The organism is Streptomyces sp. NPDC029169, from assembly GCF_055563935.1.
Window position 1 is genome coordinate 69891 of record NZ_JBVHXA010000012.1, and the last position, 21463, is coordinate 91353.

Genomic DNA, 21463 nt, shown 5'->3' on the forward strand with positions numbered 1-21463 from the left:
TCATCGGGCGCCGGCGCCACGGCTCTGTGTGATGCACCGGTGTGGTCCAAGATCGGGCAGGTGCTCAGTGGGGGTGAGCACGACTGGACTGCCCGGACGTTACCCATCAGTACTGGGTTCCCGATAGGGGGTCCTGGCCAGATGTTCCGTGCGTCACACAGCTGTGGCGGTGCTTCGCGCACAGTAGTCCACAGCTTTGACGACTCGGAAGTAACCGCAGGTCCGACGCCCTACGCTGAACCGCATGAGGATCAACGTGGTCAGTGACGTACACGGGAACGCCGGTGCCCTCGCGAAGGCGGGCCAGGGCGCGGACGCCCTCGTCTGCCTCGGCGACCTGGTGCTCTTCCTCGACTACGCCGACCACAGCCGCGGCATCTTCCCGGACCTCTTCGGCGTCGACAACGCCGACCTGATCGTCGAACTGCGGACCGCCCGCCGCTACGACGAGGCCCGTGACCTGGGGCGACGCCTCTGGTCCGAGCTCGCCGTCGACCGCGACACCGCCATCGAGTCCGCGGTGCGCCGCCAGTACGAGGAGCTCTTCGCGGCCTTCCCGAACCCGACGTACGCGACGTACGGAAACGTCGACATCCCGGCGCTGTGGAGCGAGTACGCCCGCCCCGGGACGACGGTCCTGGACGGTGAGCGGGTCGAGCTCGGCGGCCTGGTCTTCGGCTTCGTGGGCGGCGGACTGCGGACGCCGATGCGGACCCCGTACGAGATCTCCGACGAGGAGTACGCGGCGAAGGTCCAGGCGCTCGGCGAGGTCGACGTGCTGTGCAGCCACATCCCGCCGGACGTGCCGGAACTGACGTACGACACGGTCGCGCGGCGCTTCGAGCGCGGCAGCCGGGCCCTGCTCGACGCGATCCGGCGCACGCGGCCGCGGTACGCGCTCTTCGGCCACGTCCACCAGCCGCTGGTGCGGCGGATGCGGGTCGGGAGCACGGAGTGCGTGAACGTGGGCCACTTCGCGGCGACGGGGAGGCCGTGGACGCTGGAGTGGTGACGGGCCTCTGGTGACGGGCCGCCGGTGAGGGCGCGATAGCCTTCGGGTCGGCACGCTCGTGCCCCTATGACTTCCGCCGGACCGCACAGTGGAGGAACCACCGCGATGGCCGAACACACCAGCTCGAGCATCACCATCGAGGCGGCACCGGCCGACGTCATGAACGTCATCGCCGACTTCGCGCGCTACCCGGAGTGGACGGGCGAGGTGAAGGAGGCCGAGGTCCTGGAGAAGGACGCGGCCGGCCGCGCCGGGAAGGTCAGGCTGGTGCTCGACGCGGGCGCGATCAAGGACGACCACACGCTGGCGTACACGTGGACCGGCGACAACGAGGTCTCCTGGACGCTGGTGAAGTCCCAGATGCTCCGCGCGCTCGACGGCTCCTACCGGCTCGCCCCGGCGGGCGGCGGGGACCGCACGGAGGTCACGTACCAGCTGACGGTGGACGTCAAGATCCCGATGCTCGGCATGATCAAGCGCAAGGCGGAGAAGGTCATCATCGACCGCGCACTGGCAGGCCTGAAGAAGCGCGTGGAATCGGGCGCGTAAGCCTTTTCGCCGGGGGACGCCGCCCTGCCGAGGGCGCTTCCACGTGGGGCGGTGCCCGCCCTACCTCCACCCCGTTGTGGGCATCTGTTCCGCTGGGGCGGAACGGGTGGGCACAACGGACGGTGCCCTTGCCGGGCCCAGGCTCCCCGTGCCTGCGGTGCCCACGGGTGCGGCGCCGTCGTGGGGTTGTGCCCACCCGTTCCGCCCTGCGGATCGATTGCCCACAACCGGGGGGCGGGTGAGGGTGGGCACCGCCCGGAGCGCAGCCCAGCCCGGGGCCAGGGTGGGCACCGCCCGGAGTGCAAGCAGGGTGGGGCGGCGGTCCTAGGGAATGCGGGCCCCGGGGCGGGTCGAGGCGTGCGCCCGGCGGGGTAACGTTCCCGGGCATGGGGATCATGCTCGTCACTGGGGTCGGCGGGGCCGGCCGGACCACCGTCGCTGCGGCCGCCGCGCTCGCCGAGGCGCAGGCCGGGCGCCGCGTCCTGCTCGTTTCGGCCGATGCCGACGAGGGCCTCGGGGTCGACGTCCTCCGCCCCACCCCCGCCGCCGACTTCCGGCGCGAGTTCCTCGCCCTGCAGGAACGCTCCGCCACCGCCCTCGACCTCCTCGGCGCCACCCCCTTCGAGGACGCCGAGCTCACCGAACTCCCCGGCAGCGCCCCCTTCGCCCTGCTCCGCGCCCTGCGCGACGCCGCCGCGCAGGACCGGGACCTCGTCGTCGTCGACCTGCCCCCGCTGCTCGACGCCCTCGCCCTCCTCGCCCTGCCCGAACAGCTGCGCCGCTACCTCCGCCGCCTCCTGCCGCCCGAACGGCAGGCCGCCCGCGCCCTGCGCCCCATGCTGGCCCAGCTCGCCGGCGTCCCCATGCCCGCGCAGTGGCTCTGCGAGACCACCGCCCGCTGGGAGGCCGAGCTCGCCGCCGTCCAGGCCGTCGTCGACGCCCCCACCACCACCGTCCGCCTTGTCGTCGAGCCCGGACCCACCGCCGCCGGCACCCTGCGCACCGCCCGCCTCGGGCTCGCCCTCCACGGCCTCACCCTCGACACCGTCGTCGCCAACAAGGTCCTCCCCGCCGACTCGCCCGACCCCTGGTTCGCCGCGCTCACCGCCCAGCAGCACGAGCACCTGGCCCGGCTCCGTACCGGACACGACGGAGCCGTACACGCACTCCCGCACCTCGGCCGGGACCCGCGCGGCCCCGAGGACCTCGCCCTGCTCGCCGTCGACACGAAACCCGCACCGGCCCCCGAGTGGACCGTCGAGGACCGGCGCGCCGAGGACGGCATCCTCGTCTGGCACATCCCCCTGCCCGGCGCCGTCAAGGACGAGCTCTCCCTCGTCCGCCGCGGAGACGAACTCCTCCTCACCGTCGGCCCGTTCCGCCGCAACGTCCCGCTGCCCGCCGCCCTGCGCCGCTGCACGGTCGTCGGCGCCGGTCTCGTCGACGGCGACCTCAGGATCAGGTTCGCCCCGGACGCCGGTCTCTGGCCGAAGACCCCCTGACGCCGTGTACCGTCGACGGTATAAGCCGTAAGGAGTACGCCATGAGCGATTCGGACGCCTGGGCCAAGGCGTGCGCCGAGGACCTGGAGGCCGAGAAGGCCCGCCGCCGCGCCGCCGCCGGGGAACCCGGCTCGGCGGCCGAGGAGTTCCGCAAGCTCTTCGACGCCGTCGCCGAGAAGGTCTCCACCCTGCGGAACCCGCTGACGGGCATGGCCGCCCAGGGCACCGTGCAGCAGCTCGTCAACCAGGCGAAGGCGGCCGTCGAGCCGATCATCGAGCGCAACCCGCAGGTCTTCGACCACCTCGCGGCGGCCGGCAACGAGCTGCTCGCCGCATACCGCTCGGCGGTCGAGGGCCACGAGACCCGCTGGACGCGCGACGAGCCGGACGACCCACGACGCGACGCGACCCCGAAGAGCCCCGCCCAGGACCGTGGCCAGGACTCCGGCCAGGACCCCGGCAAGGACCCCGGCCAAGACCCCAAGCGCGACGAGGACGGGCCCGGAACCGGGCACCACATCGACCTGGACTGATCAGGACGGTCGCCCCCCTCGGGTACGGTTGGGCCTAGCGGGGCTCGACCGAAAACTGAGGGACACATGGGACTCACCATCGGCGTCGACATCGGCGGCACGAAGATCGCGGCCGGCGTGGTCGACGAGGAGGGCAACATCCTCGACACGCACAAGGTGCCCACCCCGCCGACGCCCGAAGGCATCGTCGACGCGATCTGCGCCGCCGTGTCCGAGGCCGGCAAGGGTCATCAGATCGAGGCCGTCGGCATCGGCGCCGCGGGCTACGTCGACGACAAGCGCGCCACCGTCCTCTTCGCGCCGAACATCGACTGGCGGCACGAGCCGCTGAAGGACAAGGTCGAGCAGCGGGTCGGCCTGCCGGTCGTCGTCGAGAACGACGCGAACGCGGCGGCCTGGGGCGAGTACAAGTTCGGTGCGGGCAAGGGCCACGAGGACGTCATCTGCATCACCCTCGGCACCGGCCTCGGCGGCGGCATCATCATCGGCAACAAGCTGCGCCGCGGGCGGTTCGGCGTCGCGGCCGAGTTCGGCCACATCCGGGTCGTCCCGGACGGGCTGCTGTGCGGCTGCGGCAGCCAGGGCTGCTGGGAGCAGTACGCCTCCGGGCGCGCGCTCGTCCGGTACGCGAAGCAGCGCGCCAACGCCACGCCCGAGCGCGCGCAGATCCTGCTCGGGCTCGGCGACGGCACGCCCCAGGGCATCGAGGGCAAGCACGTCAGCGCGGCGGCCCGGCTGGGCGACCCGGTGGCCGTGGACTCCTTCCGCGAGCTGGCCCGCTGGGCGGGCGCGGGTCTCGCGGACCTCGCCTCGCTCTTCGACCCGTCGGCTTTCATCGTCGGCGGCGGGGTCTCCGACGAGGGCGAGCTGGTCCTCGACCCGATCCGCAAGTCCTTCCGGCGCTGGCTGATCGGCGGCCAGTGGCGTCCGCACGCGCAGGTGCTCGCGGCCCAGCTCGGCAACAAGGCCGGCCTGGTGGGCGCGGCGGACCTGGCCCGCCAGGGCTAGCTTTCCCGGCACACCTCCACCCGCCCGCCGCGTCCTCCGGGGAGCGGCGGGCGGGTGTCGTATGTTGCTTGCCATGGCGATCACTCCGCTGCCCAACTCCCGTACCGAGGCGGACGGTTCGGCCGTCGTCCGGGTCCTGAGCTACAACATCCGCTCGATGCGCGACGACGAGGACGCCCTTGCCCGGGTCATCCGGGCCTGCGCGCCGGACGTCGTCTTCGTCCAGGAGGCGCCGCGGTTCTTCCGCTGGCGCAAACACGCGGCCCGGCTGGCGGCCAAGTCGGACCTGGTGGTCCTGACGGGCGGGGCGACGGCTGCGGGACCGCTGCTGCTGTGCTCACTGAGGGCTCATGTGGAACAGACCGAGGACGTCCTCCTCCCCCTGACCCCCGGCCTGCACCGGCGCGGTTTCGCCACCGCAGTCGTACGGTTCGGGGGCGCCCGGGTCGGCCTGATCAGCTGTCATCTGAGCCTGCGCAGCGACGAGCGGTACGCCCAGGCCGGGATGCTCCTCGACCGGGTGGCCGCCATGGACGCCCCGCACACGATCGTCGCCGGTGACCTCAACGAGCGCCCCGGCGGCCGGAGTTTCACCCGCCTGGCGAAGGAACTCCAGGACGGCTGGGCGGTGAGCCCCTGGGGCGGCGAATACACCTCGACCCCCACGGACCCGCACCAGCGCATCGACGCGATCCTGGCCACGCCGGGCATCGAATTCCTCGCCTGCGGCGTCCCCCAAGACCTACCCCCGACGGACCTCCGCACAGCCACGGACCACCTCCCGGTCGTGGCGGCGGTCCGCATCCCATCGTCCTGACCCGCGAGCCGGGCCCGGGGGAGGGCCCGAGGCCTGGGGCCGGTAGCCCGCGGCCCGGCCCCTGCTGCCGCTAGCCTGCGGCCGGTCGGGCGGGAGCCTTGGGCGGGAGCCCGGGCGGGTGCCCGGGGGAGGGGCCGTGACCGTGGCCGATGGGCCGACGGCCTCCGGCCGGCAGCCAGCGGCCCTTCGGCCCGGAGCCCGCGCCTGCCCCCAGGCCTGCGGCCCTTCGGCCGTTAGCCCCCGGCCCCGGGCCCTGCGGCCGTTAGCCCCCGGCCCCGGGCCCTGCGGCCGCTAGCCCGCGGCCGGGCGGGCCGCAGCCCGCGCCCGGGCGCTGGCCGCGGACGGTTCGTGTGGCAGGGGCCGTCACCCCGCGCGGCTAGACCACCGCGCCGCGGCCCGGGTCGTCGGGGTCGTCATCGTCGTCGTGCTTCATGCGGGCGACCAGCGTGGCGAAGCCGCCCAGGAAGCCGCCTACGCAGAGCGTCGTCAGCCACCACGTCATGTCCCACTGGAGCAGCACGGCCAGCAGCATCAGCACCGGGCCGCCGGCCACGCCCAGCCAGGCGAACTTCGTCGTCGCGTCCGCCTCCGGCAGGGGCGGCGGCTCCGGCGGGACGAAGTGGCCCTCGCCGTCGTCGCTCTTCTTGTCCTCCGCCTCGCCGGACTCGGCGTCCGGGTCCGCCAGCTCGTAGTCGCGCGGGCCGCCGCCTCCGACACCCACCCCGGGGGCGAAGACGATCGAGCTGCCAAGGGCGGGCTTCGCCGGCCCGTCCTCCTCCTCGGAGGCCTCATCGGAAGCCTCGTCGGAGTCCTCGTCGGAGTCCTCGTCCTCCACCGGCTCCGGCAGCGCCAGATCCTCCACCGACCGGAACGGCCTCGCCCCCGGCGGGTCCGCCGGCTCCTCGCCGTACCCGGCGACGATCGCGGCCCAGGCCGCCTGCTCGTCGATGGGCTGCGGCTCGCGCTCGCCGTCCTGCTGCTCAGCCACCGCTCGTGCTTCCCTTCTCACCGACCACGTCCGGAGCGAGCCGGCCGACGAACGCCCAGCTCTCCTCGAAGATCCGCTCCGCGTCATGGTCCAACGTCGCCACGTGGTAGCTCTGTTCCAGCAGGAGCTCCCGTACGTCCGTGGACGAGATCCGGCTGAGCACCCGCGCCGAGTCGGCCGGCGGCACCACGTGGTCCTGCGGGCTGTGCAGCACCACCACCGGCTGCGTGACCTGCGGAAGCTCCGCATCCACGGTCCGGAAGAACTGCCGCAGGGAGTGCGCCGCGTGCAGCGGCACCCGGTCGTAGCCGATCTCCTCCCTGCCCTCCTTGGCGATGTCGCTCGCGATGCCGTTCGTCGACCGGACGAAGTGCCGCACGACCGGCAGCGCGTGCGCCGCGAGCCCGTGCACCTTGTTGGCCGGGTTCACCAGGACGAGACCCTTCACCGCGTCCCCGTGCCTGGCCGCGAGCCGCAGCGCCAGCGCCCCGCCCATCGACAGGCCGAAGACGAAGACCTGCTCGCAGCGGGCGAGGAGATCCCGGAGCTCGCGGTCCACCTCCGCGTACCAGTCGTGCCAGGTCGTGAGCGCCATGTCCTCCCAGCGCGTGCCGTGCCCGGGCAGCAGCGGCACCGACACCGTCAGTCCGCGCTCGGCCAGGTACTCGGCCCAGGGGCGCAACGACTGCGGGGAACCGGTGAATCCGTGACAGAGAAGGACGCCGACCTTGCCGCCCTCGTGGCGGTACGGCTCAGCTCCAGGAAGGACCGGCACCTGGATCTCCTGTTCGGGGGTTCGGCTTCGAGGAGGGCGAGGCTTCGACGAAGCGACGGCGAAAAAGGGGAAGGCCTTCACGGTACGCGACCGGACCGACACACGACCAGGGCCGTTCGCACGAAGGTGCCCGCCCACGGCCGCACCGGCGCGGGCAGGCGGGAAAAGGCGGGATAAGGTCAGTCTCACAGCACACGGAAGGTACTCGAGTTGATCTACGGCGCAATGAAGTTCTCCATCGGAGGGTCACTGAAGCTCGCCTTCAGGCCGTGGGTGGAGGGCCTCGAGAACATTCCCGCCGAGGGGCCGGCGATCCTCGCGAGCAACCACCTGTCCTTCTCGGACTCCTTCTTCCTGCCCGCCGTCCTCGACCGCAAGGTCACCTTCATCGCCAAGGCCGAGTACTTCACCTCGCCCGGTGTGAAGGGCAAGCTCACCGCCGCCTTCTTCAAGGGCGTCGGCCAGCTCCCCGTGGACCGCTCCGGCGCCCGCGGCGCGGGCGAGGCGGCGATCAAGGCCGGTATCGAGGTCATCGAGAAGGGCGGGCTCTTTGGGATCTACCCCGAGGGCACCCGCTCGCCCGACGGCCGCCTCTACCGCGGCAAGCCCGGCGGCCTCGCGCGCGTGGCCCTGGCCACCGGCGCGCCCGTGATCCCGGTCGCCATGATCGACACCGAGAAGATCCAGCCGCCCGGCAAGGTCGTCCCCAAGCTGATGCGCCCGGGGATCCGGATCGGCAAGCCGCTGGACTTCACCCGTTACCAGGGCATGGAGGGGGACCGCTTCATCCTGCGCTCGGTGACCGACGAGGTCATGTACGAGATCATGAAGCTGTCCGGCCAGGAGTACGTCGACATCTACGCGACCGCCGCCAAGCGGCAGATCGCGGAGGCGGAGAAGGCGGCCAAGGAGGCCGTGAAGGAAGAGATCGAGGAACGGCAGAAGTCCGGCTACTGAGCGCCGCGTCTGTTCGGGGTGGGGGAGATGGCCAAGCGCGAGCGTGTCGTGCGCATGTCGGTCGAGCAGCCGCTGTGGCGTGCGCTCATGGCGTACCGCGTCGGGACGATGATCTACGCCGTCCTGATCTTCGTCTTCGGCCGGGACCGCTACGAACGGCCCTCGGTCGCCATCGCCTTCCTCGCCGTCATGTGCGTCTGGACCCTGGCGACCCTCCCCAAGGTGGCGAACGCGGCGGGCTGCACCAAGCGCTTCCTCGTCGCCGACCTCACCCTCGCCCTCACCGGCATCCTGCTGACGCCGCTCGCCGACGAGCACGCGCGGACGATGGACAGCCCCACCCTGCCGTCGATATGGACCGCCGGAGCCGTCCTCGCGTACGCGATCAAGGGCGGCTGGCGCTGGGCCGGCTTCGCCTCCTCGCTGGTCGCCGTCGCCAACATCATCGAGCGGGGCAACCCCACCCGGGACACACTCCACAACGTGCTGCTCGTCTGGGTGGCGTCGATCGCCATCGGGTACGTCGTCGAGGTCGCCCGGGCCTCCGAGCGTACCCTCGCCCGCGCCCTGGAGATCGAGGCCGCGACCCGGGAACGGGAACGCCTCGCGCGGGACATCCACGACAGCGTCCTCCAGGTCCTGGCCATGGTGCAGCGGCGCGGCACCGCCCTGGGCGGCGAGGCCGCCGAGCTGGGCCGGATGGCGGGGGAGCAGGAGGTCGCGCTGCGCACCCTGGTCGCCGGCGGTCTCACCCGGCCGTCGCTGGTCTCCGAGGACGAGTCCGAGGGAGCGGTGGTCCGCGTCGTCGAGGAGCCGGACGACGACTCCCCGGTCGATCTGCGCGCCCTCCTCGCCCCGCGCGCCGGGGCGAGGATCACGCTCGCGGACCCGGGCGCCCCCGTCCTGCTGCCGCCGCCCGCCGCCCGTGAACTGGCCGCCGCGGTCGGCGCCGCCCTGGACAATGTCCGGGTGCACGCGGGCGACGAGGCCCAGGCGTGGATCCTGGTCGAGGACTGGCCGGACGAGGTGATCGTGACGGTACGGGACGACGGCCCGGGCATCCCGGAGGGGCGGCTCGCGCAGGCCGAGGGCGAGGGGCGGATGGGCGTCGCGCTCTCCATCCGCGGCCGGCTGCGGGAACTGGGCGGCACGGCCGAGCTGATCTCGGTACCGGGCCAGGGCACGGAAGTCGAACTGAAGGTCCCGAGGGACACACGGGGGAAGGCGGGAACGAGATGAGCGAGCAGGAACAGCAGCAGATCAAGGTGATGGTCGTCGACGACCACCCGATGTGGCGGGACGCGGTCGCCCGCGACCTCGCCGAGGCCGGTTTCGACGTGGTGGCCACCGCGGGCGACGGCGAGCAGGCCGTGCGCCGGGCCGGGGCGGTCGGCCCCGACGTCCTCGTCCTGGACCTCAACCTGCCCGCCAAGCCGGGGGTCCAGGTCTGCAAGGAGCTGGTCGGCGCCGACCCCTCGCTGCGGGTCCTGGTGCTCTCCGCGAGCGGCGAGCACGCCGACGTCCTGGAGGCGGTCAAGTCCGGCGCCACCGGCTATCTGCTGAAGTCGGCCAGCACGGCCGAGCTGATCGACGCGGTACGCCGCACGGCCGTCGGCGACCCCGTCTTCACGCCCGGCCTCGCGGGCCTGGTCCTCGGCGAGTACCGACGGCTCGCCTCCGAGCCCTTCCCGGCCGCCGGCGCCGACGAGCCCAAGGCGCCACAGCTGACCGAGCGCGAGACCGAGGTGCTGCGGCTCGTGGCCAAGGGCCTGAGCTACAAGCAGATCGCCGAGCGCCTGGTGATCTCGCACCGGACCGTCCAGAACCACGTCCAGAACACGCTCGGCAAGCTCCAGCTGCACAACCGGGTGGAGCTCGTCCGGTACGCCATAGAGCGCGGCCTCGACGACGCCTGACAATTCACTCTTCATGCCGTGTCGGAGTGACCCACGTCACTACTAGCGTGGGCCGGACACCCCGTCCGTCACGGCGAAGGAGAGCTCCATGCACGTCGGCGTACTGACCGGGGGCGGCGACTGCCCCGGTCTCAACGCGGTCATCCGCGCCATCGTCCGCAAGGGCGTCCAGGAGTACGGCTACGAGTTCACCGGGTTCCGCGACGGCTGGCGCGGTCCGCTGGAGGGTCACACCGTACGGCTCGACATCCCCGCCGTCCGCGGCATCCTGCCGCGCGGCGGCACCATCCTCGGCTCCTCCCGCACCAACCCCCTGAAGGCCGAACACGGCATCCGCCGCATCAAGGAGAACCTCGCCAAGTGCGAGGTCGACGCCCTGATCGCGATCGGCGGCGAGGACACCCTCGGCGTCGCGGCCCGGCTGGTCGACGAGTACGGCATCCCCTGCGTCGGCGTCCCGAAGACCATCGACAACGACCTCTCCGCCACCGACTACACCTTCGGCTTCGACACCGCCGTCGGCATCGCCACCGAGGCCATCGACCGCCTCCACACCACCGCCGAGTCCCATATGCGGGTCCTGGTGGTGGAGGTGATGGGCCGTCACGCCGGCTGGATCGCGCTGCACTCCGGTCTCGCGGGCGGCGCCAACGTCATCCTCATCCCCGAGCAGCGCTTCGACCTCGACCAGGTCTGCGCCTGGGTCACCTCGCGCTTCAAGGCCTCGTACGCCCCGATCGTCGTGGTCGCCGAGGGCGCGATGCCCAAGGACGGTGACTTGGTCCTCAAGGACGGCACGCTCGACTCGTACGGACACGTCCGGCTCTCCGGCGTGGGCGAGTGGCTCGCCAAGGAGATCGAGCGGCGGACGGGCAAGGAGGCCCGGACCACCGTGCTCGGGCATGTGCAGCGCGGCGGCACACCGAGCGCCTTCGACCGCTTTCTCGCCACCCGCTTCGGGCTGCACGCCATCGACGCGGTGCGGGACGGCGACTACGGCAAGATGGTCGCTCTGCGAGGCACCGACATCGTCCGCGTCCCGATCTCCGAGGCCACGGCCCGGCTCAAGACGGTGAACCCGGCGCTGTACGCGGAGGTGGGCGTCTTCTTCGGCTGAGCGGACCGCTCCCCGGGGTCGTACAGTCGCCGGAATCGTCTGGTTCCGGGCCCGTCATGCGGAGGGCGTCGTCGGTCACATCGGCGACGCCTGGAGGAGTCGGATCAGGTGGGTGACGTCGTTGGGGTTGCCGCCGGTCAGGGTGGCGGCCCGGTGGCGTTCGCCCACCTTCTGCTGGAGGCGCCTGGCGTCACACGAGGTACAACTTCAGCCCCCAGTGGAAGGCGCACATCACTTCAAGAAAATAATTTCGCTGAGGAAAACCTCGCTCGGCTGATTGGGCGGTACCCGGCGCCAAGAGACTGATTCTTTTGATCCGTCGTTAGCCCGAGCACGACGGAGCCGAAGAATTCAGGCAGTCCTAGAGAGAGGTGACTGCCGTGGGTTTCTGTGGTCGGAGTACTGGTGGGCTGCCGCACAGACTTCGTGCGGCTGGTATCGGCGTGCTCGCCTTGTGCGTCGGCCCCTTGCTTGCCTCGCCGGCGGCCGCGGACGTGAAGGTCTCCGATCGCGCCTACGTCCGCCATGACGGTGGCACCGACCCGACAATCGCCTCGTGCTCGGTCAACAACCGCCAGCAGAACGAGCCGGCAGCCTCCGTTGCCCCGCACAACCCGCAACTGATGACGGCCGGCGCCAACGACTCCTGCGCGGGAGCGACGACCGGCGGAGACACGTGGGCCGGGTTCTACTACTCCGCCGACGGCGGACAGACATGGACCAACAGCCTGGTGCCCGGCTACCCGACCGACACCTCGGCCGAGGGTCAGGCATCGCCGTTGTTCGTACGTCGCTTCAACCACTTCGCAGACCCTGCTCAGGCCTGGGACAACGCCGGCCACCTCTACTACGCAGGCGCCGCCTCACGAGGCCCGGACAGTCCCAACCTCTCGTTCTGGGTCGCACGCTACGACTGGCTTTCGGGACCAAGTCCCGATTACCGCCACACGACTGTCGTCGCGCAAACCCCGAACCCGAGCGGCGGCGGCCTCGTCCACCACAAGCCTCAGATCGAGGTCGACCGGGGCGCCGACAGCCCGCACGAGGGGAACGTCTACGTCTGCTGGACTCGCTCCACCCGTAGCGGATCCAACAGCGCGGTGTACCTCTCGCGCTCGACCGACCAGGGGCGCACGTTCACCCACACCAGGATCTCCGACTCGGCGCACGGCAACCAGTTCTGTGACGTCGCGGTGACGCGCGATGGCAGTGTCCATGCCGCCTGGCGCCAATTCGAGTTCGACGCCGAGAACGGCCAGACGCAGGACAACGCGGTCGCTTGGGTGAAGTCGACCAACGGTGGCCGCTCGTTCACCAGACCGCAGGTCGCCACGCCGTTCGTCGCCTGGGAGCCCACGGACCGACCAGTGTCAGCGACCGGAAGCCCCCGCAACTGCGGCGACGGCGCTTTCCTTTGTCAGTCCGGCTACGTGTTCTCCCGGGGCAGCAGCCAGGTGCGCATCACGGCCGATCCCACAGCATCTGGCAATCCCGACGAGGCGTTCATGGTCTACGACGGGTCGGTGCCCGGTTCGCTGACGGCTACCGGCACGACCTATGGAACGGTCGGCAGTGGCACCGGCAGCCAGTCGGCCGTCTACTTCCTGCGGACGAGCGACGGCGGAAACAGCTGGAGCGCGCCGCAACGGCTCGATGCGCAGGCCGTCGGCCACCAGATCTTCCCCGACATCGCGGCCGACTCAGGCCGTCTGCACGCCGTCTGGCAGGACAGCCGCGCCGACACCGCGAGCGGACCCAGCGGCGGCGACTTCCGTACCGTGCCGATCTCGAACCGGTGGGTGAGCGCCAACCCGCCAGGTGCGGTTTCGACCGGAACCGGACTCCACAGCTTCTACGCGACCTCCACGAACAGCGGGGCGAATTGGACCGTCAGCCAGGTCTCCACGCAGTCGACGATGCCCCAGTACGAGCAGTTCTTCGACACCGATCTGCCGTTCTTCGGCGACTACAACTACATCGCCGCCTCGGGCACGACCGTGCTGATGGCCTGGACCGATCAACGCGACACAGTCGCTGGCATCGATCCGAGATACCAGGAGGACGGCACGGACGGCTTTGATGTGCACCAGTGCCGCACGCAGAGTCCCGACGGGACGTGGGGACCGGACGCCTGCCCGGACGTCGGTGGGCGGGACCAGAACATCTACGGCGCGGTCATGCCCTAAGAATTCCTCATCCAATGACTCCAGGCGCCTCCAGCAGATGAGTGCGCATCCGAGGGTGAGGAAGGCTTCGCGGATGTCGTCGCGGACCTCCCAGCGGATGCGCAGGCGGCTGAACCCATGAAGGTGGGCGAAGACGCGTTCAGCGACCCAGCGTTGGGCGCCCAGGCCGGAGCCGTGCTCGGTGCCACGGCGGGCGATCAGCGGTTTCACTCCGAGCGCCCATACGAGCCGTGCGCCGGTGGTTCTTGGAGTGCTTGGTCTGCGACTGGTCCTCAACGGGGATGAGTGTGCCATCCACGACCCACAGGTCCGAGCGGGGGCCGCCCCGTGGTTCGCGGAGCCCGGCGACCAGCGGAGTGAGCCGGTCGAGGATGCGGTCCAGTGCGGCAGCGAGCGGGGCCGCAGGCTGGTGATGTCGATCTTCGCCGCGGACGAACACGACAACCCATGAGGTCACCTACTTCCCGTGCGGGAAGGGTCGGTTGATCCCCCCGCCAGGCGTCCAGTCGGTCAATGGGCACAGCGGGGCGCGCCCGACCTGCACGGCCTTGGGGAAGTCGTCGCGGCTGCGCTCACCGACGCCGAGCAGGCGCTGATCGAGAAGCAGGCGAAGAAGCGGCGCGGTCGAGCCAGGGCGCTGGAGCGCTCCCGCAGGGCGACGAACGCCGGACAGTACGGGCTGTCGAAGAAGCAGGCCAAGCGCGCCGCCCAGCGCGCCGAGAAGGGCCTCAAGCCCAAGACGGTGACGGTTCCCGGCGGTGCCCGCGCCGCACGGTCCGATGGGGTGCCGAAGCAGGCGTTCCGCCGTGACCGGCTGTCCGCCAACTACCGCGACCAGCGTGCCCGCCAGGCCGAACATGCCGCCTCGATCGCCGAGCACCGCCGTCACCGCGCCCGCCTGGTGGCGCGGGAGATCATTACCGCCCACGGCCCCGTGCTGGTGGCCGAGGACTGCGACATCCGCACCTGGTACCGGCTGTGGGGCAAGCGCCTGTCCCAGACCACGCCGGGCATGCTGATCTCCGCGCTCAAGGTGGAGTGCGAAGCGGCGGGCGGGCGGCTGGTCCGGGCCTCAACGTGGAGTACGGCCCTGTCCCAGCACTGCCTGTGCGGCGAGCGCGTCAAGAAGACCCTCCGGGACCGCGAGCAGAAGTGCATCGCGTGCGGCCTCGTCGGCAAGCGGGACCTCGTATCCGCAGCCCTCGCCGCCTTCGTCCGCTTCGAAGACGTGGACGACCCGAAGACCGCGTTCCTGGACACCACCGCGTCCAGGAACGCCCAGATCACATACTCAGAAGCGCTGGAAGAAGCGCTGTGGGAGTCAACCACACAGAGCCAGAACACCCCTCGGGGTCCTGGCCGCGCGGCAGTACCACGGCAACGTGGTGCCTCTGCTCCCCGAACCGCCGGACAGCCGAACCGAGCAACCCCGGATGAGACGCGCCCCGTGCGCGACCACGCCGGAACGCCCGGTCCCCGCACCGCGTGCAGTCCACAGCTCACCCTCTGGTGAATTGCGGATCAAGTCTTAGACGAGCACCCCCGCCAGCAGGGAGGCCGTCAGGGCCGCGCCGTCCATCGTCAGCACGGACTCCGGGTGGAACTGCACGCCCGCGAAGCCCGGCCCGCGCAGCGCGTGGACCTCGCACGTTTCCTCGTCCCGGCTCACCTCGATCCGGTGCAGGGCGAGTTCGGTGGCGGTCCGGTCGTCGCAGCGGGCCGTGAAGCTGTTGTAGAAGCCGACCGTCTGCTCCTGCCCGAAGAGATCGATCCGCACCTGCGCGCCCTGGAACGGGGTGCGCTTGCGGACGATCTCCAGGCCCAGTTCGGCCGCGATCAGCTCGTGGCCGAGGCAGACGCCGAGCAGGCCCTGCCGGTGGTCACGTACGAGATCGGCCGTGAGACCGCGCAGGAAACGCATCTTCGGATCGGCGGCGTCCGACGGATCCCCCGGCCCCGGGCCGAGCACCACCGGCCCGTCGTGGGCGAGCGCGAGCTCCCGTACCCCCGGCTCGTCGTAGCGGACCACCGAGACCTCCAGGCCGGAGGAGCGCAGCAGGTGCGCGAGCATCGCGGTGAAGGTGTCCTCGGCGTCGATCACGAGCGCGTGGCCGGTCAGCTCCGCCGAACGGACCTGCATCCGCAGCCAGAACGGCGCCAGGTCGGCCCGCCGGGCGTCCAGCGCCGCCCGCACCCGCGGATCGTCCGCGAGCCGGGGCGCCGCCACCGGGGACTCGTCGCGCGGCCGCCCCTCCCGTACCCCCAGGGCCGCGAGGACACCCGCCGCCTTGGCGTGCGTCTCGGCGACCTCGCCCGCCGGGTCGGAGTGCCGGACCAGGGTGGCGCCGACCGGCACGCGCAGCGCCCCGTCGCCGGAGATGTCGGCGGTCCGGATGAGGATGGGGGAGTCCAGGGTCTGGACGCCGTTCTCGTTTGTGCCGAGCAGGGCCAGCGCCCCGGCGTAGTAGCCCCGGCCGCCGGACTCGTGCCGCTCGATGACCCGGCAGGCGTTCTGCACCGGCGAGCCGGTGACCGTCGCCGCGAACATCGTCTCCCGCAGCACGTCCCGTACGTCGAGGGACGAGCGGCCCCGCAACTCGTACTCGGTGTGCGCGAGATGGGCCATCTCCTTGAGCCGCGGCCCGATCACCACCCCGCCCATGTCGCCGACCGTGCACATCATCTTGAGCTCCTCGTCGACCACCATGGAGAGCTCCTCGGTCTCCTTGCGGTCGGCCAGGAAGGCCAGCAGGTCCTCGGGGGTGGGCGCGGCGCCGGCCGGGTAGCGGTAGGTCCCGCTGATCGGGTTCATCACGACCGTCCCGCCGGCCATCCGCACATGCACCTCGGGGCTCGCCCCGACCAGGGTCCGCTCGCCGGTGTGGACGACGAAGGTCCAGTACGCGCCCCGCTCGCCCGCGAGGAGACGGCGGAAGAGGGCGAGGGCGTCGGCGCGCCTGAAGCCCGGGATCTCGCCGGTGTAGGTGCGGCGGATGACGAAGTTGGCACCCTCACCGGCGCCGATCTCCTCGTCGATCACGCGGCGCACGGTCTCGGCGTAGGCCTCGTCCGACACGTCGAACGAGCCGCTGCTGACGTGTACGTCATGGGCGGGCAGCTGCTCCATCGCGGCGGCGAGCGGCAGTTCGTACGCCTCCTCGGCGACGAGCACGGAGAGCGGCGTGCCGTCGTCGCGGACGTCGAAGCCGCGCTCGCGGATCTGCCGGAACGGCACGAGGGCGAGGGTCGGCAGGGCGCCGACGGGCAGCTCGGCCAGCCGCCCGGCCTCGTGGACGGCGCCGATCAGCACCTCGACGGTGTCGTGGTCACGACCGGGGGTGCGGCGGCGCAGCAGCGCGAACGGCGGGCAGGAGTCGTCGAGGAGACGGGAGAGGTGCATACGGGGTCTGTTCCTTCCGGGTGGAAGAGGAACGGCCCCGTGAAACGGGAGAAGGCCGCCCCTCGGGCGGCCTTCGCGTGTCGTCTGGGTGTACGCGCAGTCAGTGGGCCGCCGGATGAGCGGTCCACCACCAGTTCTGGGTCGAGTGCGCGAACATGCGAGCACTGTAACGCAGCCGGGCACGCGCAAGGGGCCCGGTTCCACACCGTGGACGGTGTGAGCCGGGCCCCTCGGGCGCTCGGACGGATCAGAAGATCAGGTTGTAGATCTGCCAGCCGCTGCCGATGCTCGTACGTGCGCTGAACGGGCCGGTGGCGCTGCCGGTGCCCTTGTAGTACCACAGGGTCCCGGCGCCGTCGCGGGCGACGAGGTCCACCCTGCCGTCACCGTTCAGATCGCTCGGCCCCACGATCGTGTTGTAGATCTGCCAGCCCGTGCCGATCTTCACCCGCGGACCGTACGGCTTGGTCGCCACGCCGGTGCCGTTGTACAGCCACAGCGCGCCGGACGGCTCGCGGGCGATCAGGTCCGCCTTGCCGTCTCCGGTCACGTCACCGGTGCTGACCAGCGTGTTGTAGATCTGCCACCCGGTGCCGATCTTCACCCGCGGCCCGAACGGGGCGCTCGGGGTGCCGGTGCCGTTGTACAGCCACAGCGCACCGGACGAGTCCCGCGCGATCAGATCGGCCTTGCCGTCACCCGTGACGTCCCGGACGCCGTGCACCTGGTTGTAGATCTGCCAGCCCGTCCCGGCCTTGATCCGCGTCTTGAACGGCGAGGAGGGGTTGCCGCTGCCCGTGTAGTACCAGAGGTTGCCGTTCTGCTCACGGGCGACGACGTCACCGATGCCGTCGGCGCGCAGGGCGGTCATCGGGGTGACGAGGTTGTAGATCTGCCAGCCGCTGCCGACGCGGTAGCGGTCGAGGAAGGGAGCACTCCCGCTGCCGGTGCCCTGGTACTGCCACAGGGTGCCGGAGGAATCGCGGGCGATCAGGTTGTAGCGGTTGTTCGCGGCGACGGGGGCGGCGCCGGGCGCCTCCACGATGTCGCTCTGCTTCACCCAGGTGATCTTGTGGTGGAAGCGGATCGGCACGAACATCGTGCTGCCGATGACGTTCTTCTGGGCGGAGCCGAACCAGTCGTCGCCCTTCACCGCGGGGCCGGCCTTCACATAGGCATGACCGGCGGCGAGGGAGAACTTCGTCAGGGAGGCGTTCTCGTCGCCCGGCGGGTTCAGGCCCGCGGCGGTGTACGCGGCGGTCTCCGGGAACGAGCGCCCGTAGATCTTGGCCGAGGTCAGCCCCGCCGCAAGCTTCACGGTCGTGGCGCCGCTCACCGGCACGGTGTACTGGCCGCCGGGGTTGTAGAACCAGGCCTTCTTGCCCGCGTACCAGATCGCTGTCCAGTTGTACGTGGCCTCGGCGACGACGTAGCTGCCGCCGGCGCGGACCTTGTTCGCGTAGTTCGAGCCCTGGGACCAGACGGACGAGAAGTACGGGTCCGTCAGGGTCGTCGAGCTGGTCGACGGCTGGGTGTAGAGGTAGCCGAAGTTCGACGGCCGCGGAGTCACGGATGTGCAATTGCCGCTGGAATCACACGGCGAGATGGTCAGCTTCGGCTGGTTCGCCGTGGTGAACGGCGGCACCACGCGGACCACCTGGCCGGCGCTGAGCAGGCCGCCCGCGCCCTTGTCGCCCTGCGGGGCGCCCAGGAGGGCCATGTAGTGGTTCCAGTCCCAGTACGGGCCCGCGTCCCAGTGGAGCTTGCTGAGGCCGGCGTCCGTCTGGAGCGCCACCTCGTCATGGCCGATGATGTGCTCCCGGTCCAGCGGCACGCCGTACTTGGCGGCCAGGAACTTCACCAGATCGGCGGAGGACTGGTACTGGGACTCGGTGTACCAGCTGCCCTCCTTGATGGCGAAGCCCTCGTGCTCCACGCCGATCGAGTGCATGTTGTGGGTCCAGTTGCCCGCGTGCCACGCCAGGTGCTTGTTCTCGATCATCTGGGTGACCAGACCGTCCGAGGCGCGGATCAGGTAGTGGGCGCTGCCCGGGACATTCGGGTTGGTGAGTGCGTCGAGCGACCCGTCGTAGCCGCCCTCGGTGTCGTGGATCACGATCTGGCGGATGTCGACGCCCTGGTTGGGGCGGTCGGCGAGCGTGTAGTTGCGCTTGTTGGGGTTCGCGGGATCCGTGCGGACCGGCACGAAGTTGCAGTTCAGGCCCGACGGGCACTCGGGCGTCGGCGTTGCCGTCGTGCTGGCGAAGGTCACCGCCAGCGGCACGTTCGACGGCTTGACCGGCTCCACCGACGGGTCGGCCGGCAGGGAGACCTGCTCGCCGTCCAGGGTCAGCTCCCGCTCACCCGTCTTGATGGACTCGAAGACGCGCTTCGCGAAGAGGTAGGCGCCCTTCCTGTCGGGCGACTCGCTGTAGCGCGCGACGGCCGGATACCAGGCACCCGGGTCGTCGGACAGCTCGGCGCCGGCCTGCTTCTGGTACTCCGCGAGCAGCGCCGCACCGGCCCGGATCGACTCGGCGGTGTCGTTCTGGACAGCCTCGGCGGAGCTGTCGATCAGCTCGGCGGCCTTGTCCACGGTGTGCAACCGCGGGTCGGTGGTGTCGACGGCGGCCTTGTCCAGGATGGCCTTGACCTTGGCGGGGTCGAAGGTCTTCTCGATCTCCGGCTTGCCGCTGCCGTTGAAGTGGGAGATGGCCTCCTCGTCGTGCTCCTCGGACGCGATGTCCTCCGGGTCGACGTCCGTCAGCCCCATGACGTTGTACGCGCCGGTCACGCTCGGCTGCCCGTCGTGCGACTCCCACCGCGTCTGCCGGTACGACACCGCCATCAGCACGCTCTGCGGTACGTCGAACTCCTCCGCCGCCGCCGCGAACTGCGACTGCAGCGAGGCGTCCGCGCCCCCCTTGCTGTCGGACGAGCCCAGCATGCCCGGCGACGCCACGGCGATCGTCCCGATCGTCGCGGTCGCGACGACAGCCGCCGCCGCACCGTAAAGCAGCCGTCTCTTCTTGCGGTCCCTGCGGTGCCCTTGGCTCACGCCCACCCCTGTGAAGTATTTAGGCCTCAGATGTTTAAAGTGCTCAAACGCGCGTGAGGGTAACACCACTCGAAGGCGTGACGATCACCACCGGACAATCCGGGCGCGCGTCTCAGCCATTGGGCGTCGCGATGGACACGGCGCCGGACACCGTAATGTGGTGGTTGTGACCGTGAACGCTAAGACCACCGCAACCGGTGGCAACACCTGGCGAGACCTTCCCGCGGCGCAGCAGCCCGAGTACCCCGATGCCGAGGCTCTGCGCGATGTGATCGCGGACCTCGAGTCGTATCCGCCGCTCGTCTTCGCGGGCGAGTGCGATCAGCTGCGCGCCCGTATGGGAGCCGTCGCCCGTGGCGAGGCGTTCCTGCTCCAGGGCGGCGACTGCGCCGAGGCCTTCGACGCCGTGTCCGCCGACCACATCCGTGCCAAGCTCAAGACGCTGCTCCAGATGAGCGCCGTCCTGACGTACGCGGCCTCCGTGCCCGTCGTCAAGGTTGGCCGGATCGCGGGGCAGTACTCCAAGCCCCGCTCCAAGGGCACAGAGACCCGCGACGGCGTGACCCTGCCGACGTACCGCGGCGACTCCGTCAACGGCTTCGACTTCAACGAGAAGGCCCGCATCCCGGACCCCGAGCGCCTGAAGCGGATGTACAACGCGTCCGCCTCCACGCTCAACCTCGTGCGCGCCTTCACCACCGGCGGCTACGCCGACCTGCGCCAGGTGCACGCCTGGAACCAGGACTTCGTGAAGTCGTCCCCCTCGGGCCAGCGCTACGAGCAGCTCGCGCGCGAGATCGACAACGCGCTGAACTTCATGAAGGCCTGTGGCACCGACCCGGCCGAGTTCCGCGCGGTCGAGTTCTACGCCTCCCACGAGGCGCTGCTGCTCGACTACGAGGGCGCCCTCACCCGTACGGACTCGCGCACCGGCAAGCTGTACGACACCTCCGGCCACATGGTCTGGATCGGTGAGCGCACCCGCCAGCTCGACCACGCCCACATCGAGTTCGCCTCGCAGATCGCGAACCCGATCGGCATCAAGCTCGGCCCGACGACCACGGTCGACGAGGCGCTGACGTACATCGACCGGCTCGACCCGGACCGTGAGCCCGGCCGGCTGACCTTCATCGTCCGCATGGGCGCCGACAAGGTCCGGGACAAGCTCCCGGAGCTGGTCGAGAAGGTCACCGCCTCCGGCGCGACCGTCGCCTGGGTCACCGACCCGATGCACGGCAACACCTTCGAGGCGGCCTCCGGCCACAAGACCCGCCGCTTCGACGACGTGCTCGACGAGGTCAAGGGCTTCTTCGAGGTGCACAAGAGCCTCGGTACGCACCCGGGCGGCATCCACGTCGAGCTCACCGGTGACGACGTCACCGAGTGCGTGGGCGGCGGCGACGAGATCTTCGTCGACGACCTGCACCAGCGCTACGAGACGGCCTGCGACCCGCGGCTCAACCGCAGCCAGTCGCTGGACCTGGCGTTCCTGGTGGCGGAGCTCTACCGCGACTAGCAGGCGTGATCAGTAGGTAGCTTCCTACGACTGTGGGGCGCGGATCCATGTGATCCGCGCCCCATCGTCGTATCGAGGGCTTTTGGGCCTCGTAGGTGCCGGGTAAGGTTAGGTTAGCCTTATCGATCT

At 70.8% G+C, this 21463-nt stretch carries 18 protein-coding genes and 1 pseudogene; 13 read left to right on the top strand and 6 right to left on the bottom strand.

Annotated elements, in window-relative coordinates; genetic code table 11:
• Window positions 1-244: 244 nt before the first annotated feature.
• From ACZ4VI_RS22280 to ACZ4VI_RS22305, 6 genes are all read left to right on the top strand, one after another.
• Complete coding sequence (locus tag ACZ4VI_RS22280) at window positions 245-1012, top strand: metallophosphoesterase family protein (protein WP_468001620.1); 768 nt, start codon at window positions 245-247, stop codon at window positions 1010-1012.
• 105 nt (window positions 1013-1117) lie between these two features.
• Window positions 1118-1561: an SRPBCC family protein gene (locus ACZ4VI_RS22285; protein ID WP_468001622.1), complete on the top strand. Its 444-nt coding sequence runs from the start codon at window positions 1118-1120 to the stop codon at window positions 1559-1561.
• Window positions 1562-1947: 386 nt separating this feature from the next.
• Window positions 1948-3063, top strand: coding sequence for an ArsA family ATPase (locus tag ACZ4VI_RS22290; protein WP_468001624.1), 1116 nt, complete (start codon window positions 1948-1950; stop codon window positions 3061-3063).
• A 41-nt stretch (window positions 3064-3104) separates the two neighbouring features.
• Window positions 3105-3596, top strand: coding sequence for a DUF5304 domain-containing protein (locus ACZ4VI_RS22295; RefSeq protein WP_468001625.1), 492 nt, complete (start codon window positions 3105-3107; stop codon window positions 3594-3596).
• 66 nt (window positions 3597-3662) lie between these two features.
• Window positions 3663-4604: an ROK family glucokinase gene (locus ACZ4VI_RS22300; protein ID WP_468001627.1), complete on the top strand. Its 942-nt coding sequence runs from the start codon at window positions 3663-3665 to the stop codon at window positions 4602-4604.
• Between the two features lie 73 nt (window positions 4605-4677).
• Window positions 4678-5421 (top strand): endonuclease/exonuclease/phosphatase family protein, encoded by a 744-nt coding sequence (locus tag ACZ4VI_RS22305; RefSeq protein WP_468001629.1) that lies wholly within the window; start codon window positions 4678-4680, stop codon window positions 5419-5421.
• 376 nt (window positions 5422-5797) lie between these two features.
• On the opposite strand, the gene ACZ4VI_RS22310 is transcribed toward ACZ4VI_RS22305, so the two are convergent.
• On the bottom strand, window positions 5798-6409 hold the full coding sequence (locus ACZ4VI_RS22310; protein WP_468001631.1) for a hypothetical protein: 612 nt from the start codon (window positions 6407-6409) through the stop codon (window positions 5798-5800).
• Window positions 6402-7184 (bottom strand): alpha/beta hydrolase, encoded by a 783-nt coding sequence (locus ACZ4VI_RS22315; RefSeq protein WP_468001633.1) that lies wholly within the window; start codon window positions 7182-7184, stop codon window positions 6402-6404. Before ACZ4VI_RS22315 ends, ACZ4VI_RS22310 begins: the two co-directional genes overlap by 8 nt.
• A 210-nt stretch (window positions 7185-7394) precedes the next feature.
• Between ACZ4VI_RS22315 and ACZ4VI_RS22320 the strand changes: the two genes are divergently transcribed.
• The 5 genes from ACZ4VI_RS22320 to ACZ4VI_RS22340 all read left to right on the top strand — a co-directional run bounded on the left by ACZ4VI_RS22320 (window position 7395) and on the right by ACZ4VI_RS22340 (window position 13360).
• Window positions 7395-8141: a lysophospholipid acyltransferase family protein gene (locus ACZ4VI_RS22320; protein WP_468001635.1), complete on the top strand. Its 747-nt coding sequence runs from the start codon at window positions 7395-7397 to the stop codon at window positions 8139-8141.
• Between the two features lie 27 nt (window positions 8142-8168).
• Entirely contained in the window at window positions 8169-9380 is a 1212-nt protein-coding gene (macS, locus tag ACZ4VI_RS22325) for a MacS family sensor histidine kinase (protein ID WP_468001637.1), read from the top strand.
• On the top strand, window positions 9377-10057 hold the full coding sequence (locus ACZ4VI_RS22330; RefSeq protein ID WP_468001638.1) for a response regulator: 681 nt from the start codon (window positions 9377-9379) through the stop codon (window positions 10055-10057). The genes macS and ACZ4VI_RS22330 overlap by 4 nt, the downstream gene beginning before the upstream one ends.
• Before the next feature lie 88 nt (window positions 10058-10145).
• Entirely contained in the window at window positions 10146-11174 is a 1029-nt protein-coding gene (locus ACZ4VI_RS22335; RefSeq protein ID WP_468001640.1) for a 6-phosphofructokinase, read from the top strand.
• 443 nt (window positions 11175-11617) lie between these two features.
• A complete protein-coding gene (locus ACZ4VI_RS22340) occupies window positions 11618-13360 on the top strand; it encodes a hypothetical protein (protein ID WP_468001642.1) in 1743 nt (580 codons plus the stop codon).
• A gap of 6 nt (window positions 13361-13366) precedes the next feature.
• Here ACZ4VI_RS22340 and ACZ4VI_RS22345 read toward each other — a convergent pair.
• Window positions 13367-13573 (bottom strand): annotated as a pseudogene (locus ACZ4VI_RS22345) (transposase); the annotation flags it as partial.
• A gap of 253 nt (window positions 13574-13826) precedes the next feature.
• Between ACZ4VI_RS22345 and ACZ4VI_RS22350 the strand changes: the two are divergent.
• Complete coding sequence (locus tag ACZ4VI_RS22350) at window positions 13827-14873, top strand: hypothetical protein (RefSeq protein ID WP_468001644.1); 1047 nt, start codon at window positions 13827-13829, stop codon at window positions 14871-14873.
• A gap of 15 nt (window positions 14874-14888) precedes the next feature.
• Here the strand turns inward: ACZ4VI_RS22350 and ACZ4VI_RS22355 are convergent, their stop codons facing one another.
• From ACZ4VI_RS22355 to ACZ4VI_RS22365, 3 genes are all read right to left on the bottom strand, one after another.
• Window positions 14889-16760, bottom strand: a complete 1872-nt coding sequence (locus ACZ4VI_RS22355; RefSeq protein WP_468001646.1) for an anthranilate synthase family protein — start codon at window positions 16758-16760, stop codon at window positions 14889-14891.
• Window positions 16761-16860: 100 nt separating this feature from the next.
• A complete protein-coding gene (locus ACZ4VI_RS22360) occupies window positions 16861-16917 on the bottom strand; it encodes a trp operon leader peptide (RefSeq protein ID WP_071528813.1) in 57 nt (18 codons plus the stop codon).
• A 90-nt stretch (window positions 16918-17007) separates the two neighbouring features.
• Window positions 17008-19818 (bottom strand): N-acetylmuramoyl-L-alanine amidase, encoded by a 2811-nt coding sequence (locus ACZ4VI_RS22365; RefSeq protein WP_468001648.1) that lies wholly within the window; start codon window positions 19816-19818, stop codon window positions 17008-17010.
• Window positions 19819-19984: 166 nt separating this feature from the next.
• On the opposite strand from ACZ4VI_RS22365, the gene ACZ4VI_RS22370 reads away from it, so the two are divergent.
• Complete coding sequence (locus tag ACZ4VI_RS22370) at window positions 19985-21334, top strand: class II 3-deoxy-7-phosphoheptulonate synthase (RefSeq protein ID WP_468001650.1); 1350 nt, start codon at window positions 19985-19987, stop codon at window positions 21332-21334.
• Window positions 21335-21463 lie beyond the last annotated feature (129 nt).

What these genes read in the sequence shown, in the direction of transcription:
- ACZ4VI_RS22280 (WP_468001620.1), top strand. Translation starts at nt 245, where the DNA reads ATGAGGATCAACGTGGTCAGTGACGTACACGGGAACGCCGGTGCCCTC.
- ACZ4VI_RS22285 (WP_468001622.1), top strand. Translation starts at nt 1,118, where the DNA reads ATGGCCGAACACACCAGCTCGAGCATCACCATCGAGGCGGCACCGGCC.
- ACZ4VI_RS22290 (WP_468001624.1), top strand. Translation starts at nt 1,948, where the DNA reads ATGGGGATCATGCTCGTCACTGGGGTCGGCGGGGCCGGCCGGACCACC.
- ACZ4VI_RS22295 (WP_468001625.1), top strand. Translation starts at nt 3,105, where the DNA reads ATGAGCGATTCGGACGCCTGGGCCAAGGCGTGCGCCGAGGACCTGGAG.
- ACZ4VI_RS22300 (WP_468001627.1), top strand. Translation starts at nt 3,663, where the DNA reads ATGGGACTCACCATCGGCGTCGACATCGGCGGCACGAAGATCGCGGCC.
- ACZ4VI_RS22305 (WP_468001629.1), top strand. Translation starts at nt 4,678, where the DNA reads ATGGCGATCACTCCGCTGCCCAACTCCCGTACCGAGGCGGACGGTTCG.
- macS (WP_468001637.1), top strand. Translation starts at nt 8,169, where the DNA reads ATGGCCAAGCGCGAGCGTGTCGTGCGCATGTCGGTCGAGCAGCCGCTG.
- ACZ4VI_RS22330 (WP_468001638.1), top strand. Translation starts at nt 9,377, where the DNA reads ATGAGCGAGCAGGAACAGCAGCAGATCAAGGTGATGGTCGTCGACGAC.
- ACZ4VI_RS22335 (WP_468001640.1), top strand. Translation starts at nt 10,146, where the DNA reads ATGCACGTCGGCGTACTGACCGGGGGCGGCGACTGCCCCGGTCTCAAC.
- ACZ4VI_RS22355 (WP_468001646.1), bottom strand. Translation starts at nt 16,760, where the DNA reads ATGCACCTCTCCCGTCTCCTCGACGACTCCTGCCCGCCGTTCGCGCTG.